The sequence below is a fragment of the Streptomyces meridianus genome (assembly GCF_023703325.1).
Lineage (GTDB): Bacteria > Actinomycetota > Actinomycetes > Streptomycetales > Streptomycetaceae > Streptomyces > Streptomyces meridianus.
This window is the reverse complement of sequence record NZ_JAMQGM010000024.1, coordinates 1-11,752: the sequence shown is the minus strand read 5'-3', so window position 1 is coordinate 11,752 and position 11,752 is coordinate 1. Positions and strand designations below refer to the sequence as shown.

At 69.8% G+C, this 11,752-nt stretch carries 12 protein-coding genes; 7 read left to right on the top strand and 5 right to left on the bottom strand.

Going from position 1 to position 11,752, the window contains the following annotated elements; translation table 11 throughout:
- Positions 1-98: 98 nt before the first annotated feature.
- The 3 genes from M1E25_RS11590 to M1E25_RS11580 all read left to right on the top strand — a co-directional run bounded on the left by M1E25_RS11590 (position 99) and on the right by M1E25_RS11580 (position 2,896).
- Positions 99-566 (top strand): SseB family protein, encoded by a 468-nt coding sequence (locus tag M1E25_RS11590; protein WP_251413696.1) that lies wholly within the window; start codon positions 99-101, stop codon positions 564-566.
- Between the two features lie 186 nt (positions 567-752).
- Positions 753-1,700, top strand: coding sequence for a pirin family protein (locus tag M1E25_RS11585; protein ID WP_251413693.1), 948 nt, complete (start codon positions 753-755; stop codon positions 1,698-1,700).
- An 89-nt stretch (positions 1,701-1,789) separates the two neighbouring features.
- The gene (locus M1E25_RS11580) at positions 1,790-2,896 is read left to right on the top strand and encodes an AI-2E family transporter (protein ID WP_251413690.1); all 1,107 of its coding nucleotides are present in this window, start codon (positions 1,790-1,792) and stop codon (positions 2,894-2,896) included.
- On the opposite strand, the gene M1E25_RS11575 is transcribed toward M1E25_RS11580, so the two are convergent.
- Positions 2,827-4,980 (bottom strand): ATP-binding SpoIIE family protein phosphatase, encoded by a 2,154-nt coding sequence (locus M1E25_RS11575; RefSeq protein WP_251413688.1) that lies wholly within the window; start codon positions 4,978-4,980, stop codon positions 2,827-2,829. The genes M1E25_RS11580 and M1E25_RS11575 overlap by 70 nt on opposite strands.
- A 144-nt stretch (positions 4,981-5,124) precedes the next feature.
- Here M1E25_RS11575 and aspS point away from each other — a divergent pair, with 144 nt between their 5' ends.
- Positions 5,125-6,897, top strand: coding sequence for an aspartate--tRNA ligase (gene aspS, locus M1E25_RS11570; protein WP_251413686.1), 1,773 nt, complete (start codon positions 5,125-5,127; stop codon positions 6,895-6,897).
- 112 nt (positions 6,898-7,009) lie between these two features.
- Here the strand turns inward: aspS and M1E25_RS11565 are convergent, their stop codons facing one another.
- Both M1E25_RS11565 and M1E25_RS11560 read right to left on the bottom strand, forming a co-directional pair.
- Positions 7,010-7,405, bottom strand: a complete 396-nt coding sequence (locus M1E25_RS11565) for a type II toxin-antitoxin system VapC family toxin (protein ID WP_251413684.1) — start codon at positions 7,403-7,405, stop codon at positions 7,010-7,012.
- Positions 7,402-7,671 (bottom strand): hypothetical protein, encoded by a 270-nt coding sequence (locus M1E25_RS11560; protein ID WP_251413681.1) that lies wholly within the window; start codon positions 7,669-7,671, stop codon positions 7,402-7,404. Before M1E25_RS11560 ends, M1E25_RS11565 begins: the two co-directional genes overlap by 4 nt.
- A gap of 168 nt (positions 7,672-7,839) precedes the next feature.
- On the opposite strand from M1E25_RS11560, the gene M1E25_RS11555 reads away from it, so the two are divergent.
- From M1E25_RS11555 to M1E25_RS11545, 3 genes are all read left to right on the top strand, one after another.
- Positions 7,840-8,202 (top strand): DoxX family protein, encoded by a 363-nt coding sequence (locus M1E25_RS11555; protein ID WP_308290417.1) that lies wholly within the window; start codon positions 7,840-7,842, stop codon positions 8,200-8,202.
- Positions 8,203-8,272: 70 nt separating this feature from the next.
- Positions 8,273-8,500: a FitA-like ribbon-helix-helix domain-containing protein gene (locus M1E25_RS11550; RefSeq protein WP_251413677.1), complete on the top strand. Its 228-nt coding sequence runs from the start codon at positions 8,273-8,275 to the stop codon at positions 8,498-8,500.
- Positions 8,497-8,889 (top strand): type II toxin-antitoxin system VapC family toxin, encoded by a 393-nt coding sequence (locus tag M1E25_RS11545; RefSeq protein WP_251413674.1) that lies wholly within the window; start codon positions 8,497-8,499, stop codon positions 8,887-8,889. Before M1E25_RS11550 ends, M1E25_RS11545 begins: the two co-directional genes overlap by 4 nt.
- A gap of 75 nt (positions 8,890-8,964) precedes the next feature.
- Here the strand turns inward: M1E25_RS11545 and metG are convergent, their stop codons facing one another.
- Together metG and M1E25_RS11535 are read right to left on the bottom strand one after the other, a co-directional pair.
- On the bottom strand, positions 8,965-10,698 hold the full coding sequence (metG, locus tag M1E25_RS11540; RefSeq protein WP_251413671.1) for a methionine--tRNA ligase: 1,734 nt from the start codon (positions 10,696-10,698) through the stop codon (positions 8,965-8,967).
- Between the two features lie 168 nt (positions 10,699-10,866).
- A partial coding sequence (locus tag M1E25_RS11535) for a VWA domain-containing protein (protein WP_308290415.1) occupies positions 10,867-11,752 on the bottom strand: 886 nt, incomplete at its 5' end.

Here is an 11,752-nt window from a genome sequence, read left to right as displayed (position 1 = left end):
CCCGTCCGGTATCCGTGGTGCGTGGGCCGTGGCGGGAAACGGCACCCGCACCGGCGGCCCCCCTCCGCGCCCGGATGTGACTCAGTACTCTTTGGCGCATGTACGGCTACGACCAGAACGCGAGCGCCGGCCACCAGCACTACGGCGCCACGCAGCCCCCGCCCGGGCCCGGAGGTTACGGGGGCCAGCCGCACTACCCGGAGCCGTCGCCGCCCTCGCTCGCCGACGCGGTGCGGGCCTTCACCACCGGCTCGACCTCGGCGGAGGAGTTCCAGCAGGTCTTCTCCACGTCGAAGGTCTACTGCCCCCGCGGGGAGGGGCCCGGTTTCCTCGCCCTGCACAACACCCAGCAGCCGGTGATCCCGATGTTCACCTCGCTCAAGGAGCTGCGCCGGTACGCGGGCAAGGAGTCCAAGTACTTCGTCATCACCGGCGCCGAGGTCCTCGACCTGCTGCCGACGGGCTACGGCTTCGTCCTCGACATGGAGGGCGAGCACCGGATGGTCTTCGACGCCCGGTCCGTGGAGGAGATGGTCGACTTCGCCATGCGGCACATGTACGGCTGAGCCGTTTCGTCGCCGGGGCGGTCGACCGGTCGTGCCTCCGGGCCTCACCCACGCGGGTGGGGCCCGTTCGCGTTCCCGGGGCGCCGGCCGGTCGCGCCGGGGTGGCTCGGGTGGTCCGGGAATGAACGGCCCCTTGCATGATGTTCACCATTCAACTAAATTCGAGGCGACGCCGAGGAGGCCCGCATGCCCGCAGTGACCGTTGAGAACCCGTTGACCCTGCCGCGCGTCGCCCGGCCCGGCGACGGTGCCGCCCCGCGACCCGTACTCGCCGTCTCGACCGCTCCCAGCGGCTTCGAGGGGGAGGGCTTCCCGGTCCGCCGGGCGTTCGCCGGTATCGACTACCAGCACCTCGACCCGTTCATCATGATGGACCAGATGGGTGAGGTGGAGTACGCCCCCGGCGAGCCCAAGGGCACGCCCTGGCACCCGCACCGCGGCTTCGAGACCGTCACCTACCTGATCGACGGCACCTTCGTGCACCAGGACTCGCACGGTGGCGGCGGAACCATCAACGGCGGCGACACCCAGTGGATGACGGCCGGCAGCGGCCTGCTCCACATCGAGGCGCCGCCGGAGTCGCTCGTCGTGAGCGGCGGCCTGTTCCACGGCCTCCAACTGTGGGTGAACCTGCCGCGCAAGGACAAGTTGATGCCGCCGAAGTACCAGGACATCGGCGGCGGCAACGTCACCCTGCTGACCTCGCACGACGGCGGCGCGCTGCTCCGCGTGATCGCCGGCGACGTCGACGGCCACCAGGGGCCGGGTCGCACCCACACGCCGATCGTGATGATCCACGCGACGCTGAACCCCGGCGCCGAACTCACCCTGCCCTGGCGGTCCGACTTCAACGCCCTCGCCTACGGCCTGGCCGGAGGCGGCACCGCCGGGGACCGCGCCTTCCGCACCGGGCAGTCGGTCGTGTTCGGCAAGGGCGACTCGATCACCGTCCGGGCCGACGAGAGCCAGGAGTCCCGCAGCCCCAACTTCGAGGTGGTGCTGCTCGGCGGGCAGCCGATCCGCGAACCGATGATGCAGTACGGGCCGTTCGTCATGAACACCCGCGCCGAACTCGCCCAGGCCTTCGACGACTTCAAGGCCGGACGCCTCGGCTCCGTCCCCGCCGGCCAGTAGCCACGGGCCGGGAGCCCGTCACCGGCAGCCGTCACCCGGCCGGACCGCGTACCCGCGCGGACCGGCCGGGTCTCTGATGAGCTGAAACGGTGCCGAGCGACCCCGGGCCACCGCAGCCGCTGCTGCCCCGAACAGTACGCCGCACGGCGGCATGGTGCGCCGTGGTGCTGCTGGTCGCCGCGGTGGCCGGCCTGGTCGTCTGGCTGTGCGTCACACTGCGCGCAGCCGTCACCCCGGTGCTCCTCGCCCTCCTCGGGACCGCCCTGCTCGGGCCGCTCAACCGCCGACTGATCCACCTGAGGATGAAACGGTCCCTGGCCGCAGCCCTGACCTGCACCGTCCTGGTCGCCGTCGTCGGCGGAGCCGGGTTCATCGTCGTCAACGCCCTGCTCGATACCGGCGACCAGATCCTCGACTCCCTCGAACACGTCGCCCGCCAGCTCGAGGACAGCTTCCGGCCCGCCGGCTCCTCACTCGAGGACATCGCGTCCAACGCCAAGGACCTCTTCAGCAAGTTCGGCGGGGCCGCGGCCTCCGGGCTCATCTCCGGCATCGGCCTGGTCGGCCAGCTGATCGCCGTCGCCGTGCTGGCGCTGCTGCTCACCTTCTTCTTCCTGCGCGACGGCCACCGGCTCCCCGGACTGCTCCATTCGATCGCCCCCGGCGCCACGGGGCGGAGGCTGGAAGCCATGGCCCGGCAGTCGTTCGAGGCCGTCGAGGGCTTCATGCGCGGCACCACCCTCATCGCGCTCATCGACGCCGTCCTCATCGCCGCGGGGCTGCTGATCCTCCGGGTCCCCGGGGCCGTCGGGCTCGGCGCCCTCGTCTTCGTCGGCGCCTACATCCCCTACCTCGGCGCGTTCATCTCAGGGGCGCTCTCGGTGCTCGTGGCGCTGGCCGAACGGGGATTCGCCATCGCGCTGTGGGCCGTCGGCATCGTGCTCGCCGTGCAACTGCTGGAGGGGCACGTGCTCCAGCCCGTCATCCAGAGCCGGACCGTCCGCATGCACCCGGCCACGGTCCTGGTGGCCATCACCGCGGGCGCGAGCCTCGCCGGAATCCTCGGCATGCTGCTCGCCGTGCCGCTCACCGCGGCGGTTCTGGGGATCGTCCGGGAACTGCACCATCACGGCATGGCAATGGCCGGAACGACCGGCTCCGGCCCCGCGGAACCGGGCTCCGACACGCCCTCGTAGATCTCGAACCAGATGCACTTCCCCTCGCCCCGCGGATCCACGCCCCACGCGTGCGCCAGCAACTCCAGCATCATCAGCCCGCGCCCCGACGAGGCCATCTCGCCCGGCTGACGGCGGCGCGGCAGCTCGTCGCTCGGATCCGCCACGTCCACCCGAAGCCGGCGGTCGCCCCGGCTTCCGATCATCTCCGCGACGAGCATCGCGTCCCCGTCGGTGTGCAGCAGAACGTTCGTGACCATCTCGGACAGCAACAGCACGGCCGCGTCGACCTGCTCGACGTCGCTCCAGTCGTGCATCAGCTGCCTCAGCTGCCCGCGGACGACCGACACGCGCGTGTGCTCGGCCTGCGGGACCGTCAGAACCGTGCGGCGGGCCGGGTGCAGCTGCCTGACGGGCTCCGGCTCCGACCCGGCCGGGACCGCGTCCCGGCCGAGCAGCAGGAGAGCGATGTCGTCCTCGCGCCGATCGGAGAGCGGACCCGTCGTGTGGTGCGACGACGGGCCGTGGACGTCCGAGACGAGCGCGTCGGCCAGCTGCTCCAGTTGCTCCCCGCAGTGTGCGTCGATGGTCGCGTGCAGCCGTGCCCACCCGGTGTCCAGGTCGTGACCGCCCGTCTCGATCAGCCCGTCCGTGCAGACCAGCATCAGCTCGCCGGGCTCCAGCACCAGCCGGGTCGTCGGGTAGTCGGTGTCCGGCTCGATCCCCAGCGGCAGGCCGCCCGCGGTGGGCCGCACCAGCAGGGTGCCGTCGGTCAGCCGGGTCGCCGGATCCGGGTGACCGGCCCGCGCGATGTCGAGGGTCCCGGTGGCCGGGTCGACCTCGATGTAGAGGCAGGTGGCGAACCGCGGGTCGACGTCGGCTGCCGGATCCGCATCCTCCTGCTGGTGGAGGAGACCGGCGAGAAAACGGGACGCCCTGGCGAGCACCGCATCCGGGTGGTGGCCCTCGGAGGCGTAGGCGCGCAGGGCGATCCGCAACTGTCCCATGAGTCCGGCGGCCCGTACGTCGTGGCCCTGCACGTCGCCGATCACCAGGGCGATCCGGCCCGACGGCAGGGGGATCATGTCGTACCAGTCGCCCCCGATCTCCAGCCCGCCGCCGGTGGGGACGTACCGGGCAGCCACCTGCATCCCCTCGATGTCCGGCTCGACGGTGGGCATCATGCTGCGCTGCAGGCCGAGGGAGAGCTCCTGCTCGGACTCGCGGGCCGCGGTCCGCGACAGGGCGTGGGCGAGCATGCGGGCGACCGTGGTCAGGATCGATCGTTCGTCGGGGGTGAACCGCACCGGATCGCTGAAGGCGGCCATCCACGCGCCGATGGTCCTCCCGCCCGCGACCAGCGGCACATACGCCCACGAGAGCCGGCCGTAGCTCTCGACGAGCGGCCACACGGCGGGGAAGCGGGCCCGGTAGTCGTCGGAGGAGGGGAGGTAGACGACCCGGCCGGTCCGCACCACCTCACAGGCCGGGTAGTCGGCGTCCAGCGGCATGTCGGCGAACGGGCGCTCGTCGTAGCCGTCGTAGCCGTGGTAGCCGATGATCCGCAGGTGGTCGCCCTCGACCCCGAAGACGGCCTGCCCGTCGGGAGTGAAGCCGGGCATCGAGAGGCCGGCCGTCACCCGGAGGATCTCGGTGGTGGAGCGGGCCTCGGCCAGGGCGCGTCCGGCGTCGAGCAGGAACGCCTCCCGCGAGCGCCGCCAGTCGCCCCGGACCTGGCCCGTGGTCGTTCCGGGCTGCGGATCGGGCACCTCCTGCATCGTGCCGACCAGCAGCAGCGACTCCCCCTGCAGGCGCGGCAGGGAGCGGGAGCGCACCACCCGCACGACCTCGTTCTCCGGGTTCACGATGCGCAGCGTGCCCTCGGCGAGGGTGCCCTCGGCGAGGGCGAGATCGACGACGTTCTTGATCTCGGCCCAGTCGACGGGATGGAAATGGGCACGCACGCTGGCCTCGTCCATCACCGTGGGAATCGGCGGAAGCTCCAGCAACCGGGCGGACTCCGCATCGAACGTCGTCGTGCCGGAGGCGCTGTCCCAGCTCCAGACGCCGGTGGCCACCGCGCTCAGAACGTTCTCCATGCGCATGCTGTCACTTTATGGCGATTTAACTCCTTTTGACGAGCGGCCGCCGGTGAGGCCGGTACCGGTACGCTTGCACACGGCCCCGTGAGCGGCCCGCACCAGGCCCGGCAAGGGCGCCCCACCTCGATCCGACGACTTGGATGAACGATGCATCGGTACCGGTCCCACACCTGCGGCGAGCTCCGTGCCGCTGACGTCGACACCGACGTACGCCTGAGCGGCTGGCTTCACAACCGGCGCAATCTGGGCGGCATCCTCTTCATCGATCTGCGCGACCACCACGGTCTCGTGCAGCTGGTCGTCCGGCCCGACACCGACGTCAACGAGAAGCTGAGCCACCTCACCAAGGAGACCGTCGTCCGTGTCGACGGCAAGGTGCTGGCGCGCGGCGCGGACAACGTCAACCCCGAGCTTCCCACCGGTGAGATCGAGGTCGAGGTCACCGACGTCGAGGTGCTGGGGGCGGCCGAGCACCTGCCCTTCACCGTCTTCCCCGAGGACGGCGTGAACGAGGAGCGGCGCCTCGAGTACCGCTTCCTCGACCTGCGCCGCGAGCGCATGCACCGCAACATCATGCTGCGGTCCGCCGTCGTCGCGACGCTGCGTGAGGAGATGACCGCGCTCGGCTTCAACGAGATGACGACGCCGATCCTCTCCGCGACCAGTCCCGAGGGCGCCCGCGACTTCCTGGTGCCCTCGCGCCTGCACGCCGGACGGTTCTACGCGCTGCCGCAGGCCCCGCAGCAGTTCAAGCAGCTGCTGATGATCGCCGGCTTCGACCGCTACTTCCAGATCGCGCCGTGCTTCCGAGACGAGGACGCCCGCGCCGACCGCTCGCCGGGCGAGTTCTACCAGCTCGACGTCGAGATGAGCTTCGTCGAGCAGGAGGATGTCTTCCAGGTCATCGAGAAGGTGATGACCGACCTGTTCAACAAGTTCGGCAACGGCCGCGAGTGCACCTCGCCGTTCCCGCGCATCCCCTACCGCGAGGCGATGCTGCGCTACGGCTCGGACAAGCCGGACCTGCGGGCGCAGCTCGAGCTGGTCGACGTCTCGCACATCTTCGCCGACTCCGGCTTCAAGGCGTTCGCCGGCAAGCACGTGCGGGCGCTGCCGGTGCCGGACACCGCGGGCCAGTCGCGGAAGTTCTTCGACGGCATGGGCGAGTTCGCCGTCGAGCAGGGCGCCAAGGGCCTGGCCTGGGTGCGCATCGGCGACAACAACGAGCTGACCGGCCCGATCGCCAAGTTCCTCACCGAGCAGGACGTCGAGAAGCTCATCGCCGAGCTGGGCGGCAAGCCCGGCACCTCCGTCTTCTTCGGCGCCGGCGAGTTCGACGAGGTCTCGAAGATCATGGGCGCGGTGCGGGTCGAGGCCGCCAGGCGCGCCGGCCACTTCGAGGAGAACGTCTTCCGGTTCTGCTGGATCGTCGACTTCCCGATGTTCGAGAAGAACGAGGACACCGGGCAGATCGAGTTCTCCCACAACCCGTTCTCGATGCCGCAGGGCGGCCTCGAGGCGCTGGAGACCAAGGACCCGCTGGACATCCTCGCCTGGCAGTATGACATCGTCTGCAACGGCGTCGAGCTGTCCTCCGGCGCGATCCGTAACCACGAGCCTGCCGTGATGTACAAGGCGTTCGAGATCGCCGGGTACTCCAACGAGGACGTGGAGAACGAGTTCGGCGGGATGCTGCGCGCGTTCAAGTTCGGTGCCCCGCCGCACGGCGGCATCGCCCCGGGCGTGGACCGCATCGTGATGCTGCTGGCCGACGAGCCGAACATCCGCGAGACGATCGCGTTCCCGCTCAACGGCAACGCGCAGGACCTGCTGATGGGCGCGCCGAGCGAGGTCGACGAGGCCCGGCTCAAGGAGCTGCACCTCAGCATCCGCAAGCCTGCGGCGAAGCCGGCGAAGTAGCGCCCGGACCGGCGCGCGACAGCGAAGGCTCCCGGAGGCCCCTCGAAGAGGGGCGCCGGGAGCCTTCGGGTGCAGGGGGTGCCGTCCTTGAGGACGTTGTTCTGCGGAAACCTCAGCTGATGATCTCGACGGGACAGCGAACTCCTGAGGCGCGTGCCATCCGCCCGTCGGCAGTGACGAGAGTGCAGTCGTACGCCTCCGCTGCGGCCACGTAGGCCGCGTCGTAGGTGGTGAGGTTGCCGGCGAGCTCCCACATGCGCGGCAGGAGAACCCGGGTCAGCGGGACCACCGGGTCGAGGCGGGCGAGGGCGAGCATCGCGTCCTGGGCCTGGCCGGGGGTGATCTTGCCGCCCAGCAGATTGCCGCGGATCACCGAGGCCACCTCGACGGTCCAGTGTTCGGGAGAGACCCATCGGCTGTCCGCTGCCAACGCCGCCCGGCAACGGTCACCGGTCGTGCCCTCGTCTAGCAGCGAGAAGGCGTAGACGGAGGCGTCGACGACGATCACTCGGCTTCTCCGATGGGTGAGTCGAGAGTCCTGTCCCGCTCGCTTCTGCTGTGCTCGAGGGCACCCACGACGTCGCCCGTCGTCAGCCGGGTGCCGTGCCGCTTGGCAGAGAACTGCTCCAGGACCGCGAGGTTGTCGCGCCTTCGCACCTCGTCATTGATCAGGTCGAAGAGGTAGGTCTGGAGTGACTGCCCGCGCTCGGCCGCTATGGCCGCCAGGCGGTCACGGATGTCTTCGGGAACATCGCGGATCTGGAGAGCCACCATGCATGCAAGAGTACATGCAGTGCTCCTTGGGTGCGACGTACCGCTCTGCGGGACGGCCGCTGTCGCGTTCGGGCGGGGGGACGTTGTAGCGGGCCGCCTATGCCGGCAGAGATTCCCGTCCCTGCAAGGAGCTTCGTCGTGAACGTCGCGTTGTGGATCGCGTAGGTCCTGCTGGCCGCCGTTTTCCTGGTGTCCGGCGTGCTCAAGGTGAGCATGCCGAAGGACCGCCTGATCGAGTCCGGCCAGACAGGAGTGGCGCCATTCCCGCCCGCGGTGATCAAGGCGACCGCGACCTGTGAACTGTTCGCGGTGGCGGGGCTGATCCTGCCCTGGGCCATCGGCATCGCGGCGGCGCTGACCCCCCTCGCGGCGTGTGGTCTGGCGTTCGTGATGCTGGGCGCCGTCACCAGTCACACCTCGCTGCTGCGTGCCGACCGGGCCGCCGGGCGCGGCTCGGCGGAGGCGCGGAACGTCGCCGTGAACCTGCTGATCCTCGCCCCGTGCCTGTTCGTCGCGGCCGGGCGGTTCTGACGGCGCCCGTTTCCGGGAGGCGAGGCCACGTGGCTGAGTGGCAGCGCTGAATATGCGCTATTTTGCATGCATGGCCACTGTGCAGATCAGAAACCTGGACGACCGCGCCTACGACATACTGCGCCGGCGTGCGGCCGACTCGGGGCGCTCTCTTCAGGAGTACCTGCGCACCCGGCTGGAGGAAGAAGCGGCGCGGCCCACGCTCGACGAGGCGCTGGCGGCCGCTCGCTCGGAGCTGAGCGGCGAGGTGTCGATGGACGCCATCGTGGCCGTGCAGCATGAGGACCGTGGCGAATGATCGTTGTCGACAACTCGGTCCTCGTCTCTGCCCTGGTGGACGGCGGGCCCACCGGAAAGGCTTGTGCTGCCCGGCTGTCCGGAGAACGGCTCGTCGCACCCGACGTGATCGATCTCGAAGCCGCCAACGCTCTGCGCGGACTGCTGCTCGGCCGGAAGATCACGGGAAGGGAGGCGAGCCGAGCGATCGAAACGCTGGCGGTTCTTCCCATCGAGCGAGTGCCGCACGGCGCTCTGCTGCCCGGAGTCTGGCAACTGCGCCACAACTACACGCCGTACGACGCCGCCTACGTGGCTCTCGCCGAGCATCTGCACACGTCCCTGGTCACGGGTGACGCCCGGCTGCACCGAGCCAACGGCGCTCGGTGCCCGATCGAGCTGATCCGCTGAGGCCGGGCGAGGAGTGCTCCCGGAAACGTGCGGAGGCCCGGAACCGAACGGTTCCGGGCCTCCGCACGGGACGGATCAGGCGGTGTCGGCCGCTTCTTCGCCGCCGAAGCGCTCGCGGTAGGACGCCAGCTCCTCCTCGGTGATCTTGGCGAAGAGCACCGGCGGGACAGCGAAGGGGGTGCCCGCAGGAACGGAGCGGAGTGCCCGCGCCTCCTCGGCGGTGACCCAGCGGGCGTTGTCCGACTCGAGCTGGAAAGCGGACCGCATCGCCTTCGCGGACGAGGGGATGAAGGGCTCCGAGACCACCGAGTAGAGGTGGATGAGGTTCATCGCGGTCCGCAGGGTCAAGGCAGCGGCGTCCTGGTCGGTCTTGATCTCCAACCAGGGGGCCTTCTCCTCCAGGTAGGAGTTACCCGCGCTCCACAGGGTGCGCAGAGCGTGCGCCGCCTTGCGGAACTGCAGGGCTTCCATGTGGCTCTCGTACTCGGTGAGCAGTTCCGCGATCTGCTCGCCCAGGCGGTGCTCGGCCTCTCCTGCATCGGCACCGGCCGGCACCTCGTCACCGAAGCGCTTGCGGGAGAAGGACAGGACGCGGTTGACGAAGTTGCCGAGGGTGTCCGCGAGGTCCTTGTTGACCACCGAGGAGAACAGTTCCCAGGAGAAGGACGTGTCGTCCGACTCCGGCGCGTTCGCCATCAGGAAATAGCGCCAGTAGTCGGACGGCAGCAGCTCCAGGGCCGCGTCCGTGAAGATGCCGCGCTTCTGCGACGTCGAGAACTTACCGCCGTAGTAGTTCAGCCAGTTGAAGGCCTTGACGTAGTCGACCTTCTTCCACCGGTCGCGGGTGCCCAGGAGTGTCGCCGGGAACATCACCGTGTGGAACGGGACGTTGTCCTTCGCCATGAACTCCGTGTAGCGGACAGTGGTGTCGGCGTCGTACCACCAGGACTTCCAGTCCCGGGTCTCGCCGTCGGGGGCTGCGTCCGCCCACTCCTTCGTCGCCGCGATGTACTCGATCGGCGCGTCGAACCAGACGTAGAAGACCTTGCCCTCCGCCGCCAGGTCCGGCCACGTGTCGGCGGGAACCGGAACGCCCCAGTCCAGGTCCCGGGTGATGGACCGGTCCTGGAGCCCCTCGGTCAGCCACTTGCGGGCGATGGAGGAGGCGAGCGTCGGCCAGTCCTTGCCGTGCTCGGCCACCCAGGCGTCGACTTCGTCCGCCAGCTTGGACTGGAGGAGGAAGAGGTGCTTCGTGTCCCGGATCTCCAGATCGCTGCTGCCGCTGATCGCGGAGCGAGCGTCGATGAGGTCCGTCGGGTCCAGCACGCGGGTGCAGTTCTCGCACTGGTCGCCGCGGGCCTTGTCGTATCCGCAGTGCGGACAGGTGCCGACGATGTATCGGTCCGGCAGAAAGCGGTCGTCGGTGATCGAGAAGACCTGGCGGATCGCCCGCTCCTCGATGAACCCGTTGGCCTTCAGCTCACGGGCGATCGTCTGGGTGATCTCGACGTTCTGCGGCGAGGAACTGCGGCCGAAGTGGTCGAAGTCGAGGGCGAAGCCGTCGTAGATGGCCTTCTGGGCGTCGTGCTGCTGAGCGCAGAATTCGGCAACCGGGAGGCCGGCCTCCTTGGCGGCCAGTTCGGCCGGCGTGCCGTGCTCGTCGGTGGCGCAGATGTAGAGGACGTCGTTGCCGCGCTGGCGCAGATAGCGCGCGTACACGTCAGCCGGGAGCATGGACCCCACCATGTTGCCCAGGTGCTTGATCCCGTTGATGTACGGAAGGGCGCTGGTGATGAGATGTCGAGCCATTGCCGGCTGCTCCCAGGTCGTTACGCGGAGTGAGGTCGCAGTGCATCGGGGCGACGCTACGGACGGTCAACATCGTACTGGACCCCCGGGAGGCGGCCGCGCCCCCTTTTCCACCAGGCGAGATCCCGGGGAAAAGGGGGCGACGTGGGCTCTGTCGCCATCCAGCGGTCAGCGCAGGATGTCCGCGTCCTTCACCTCGGCGAGCCACTCGGGGAACTCCACCAGCAGCTGCTGGAACAGCTCGTCGTCGGCGAGTTCCCGCGGCTCGAGGCCGGCGTGGAAGAAGCCCGTGTTGTCGACGGGCCGCTTCTCCGGGACGGTCAGGTTGTCCAGTTTGCGCAGGAAGTCCAAGCCCTTGGCCTCCGGGTCGCCGAAGCCCGTGAACTGCCAGAAGATCGGCAGCGACGCGGCCTGGCACAGCGCCTTCTCGGCGGCCGGCTTGCTGGTGGGCGCACCGTCGACCTGGAAGACGACGATCGCCGGGTCCTTCGACCCCGACTTCTCGTAGTGCTCCACCACCGCCTGGACGGCCAGGTGGTAGTTGGTGCGGCCCATGTGGCCGAGGTCGTTGTGCAGCGCCTCCACGCGCCCGGCGTGGTCGTCGAGGGCGATGTCGGCGACGCCGTCGACGTCCGTGGAGAAGAACACCACGGGCAGGACGCCGGAGTCGTCGAGGTTCGCCGCCAGCGCGTGCACCCGGTCGGCGAAGTGCTGGACGGTGCCGTCCTTGTAGTAGCGGCGCATGGAGCCGGAGCGGTCCAGCACCAGGTAGACGGTGGCACGCCGGCCGGTCAGGCCCTGCTTCGCCAGGCCGGCCTCGGCAGTGCGGGCCAGGTCCAGCAGTGCGGGCGCCTGCGCCTCCACCCGAGCGAGCACGCCCGTGCTGCCGGAGGTGGACGTGCCGACCGCGGCGACGGGCTCGGGCTCAGCGGTCGCGGCCGGCTCCGCAGCAGCGACCGGCTCGGGCTCGGTCGCCGGGGCCGGGATCTCGGCGGCCGGGGCGACCGGCTCGGGCGCCTGCGCCTCGTCGGCGGTGCCGGGGTCGGCGGGCGGC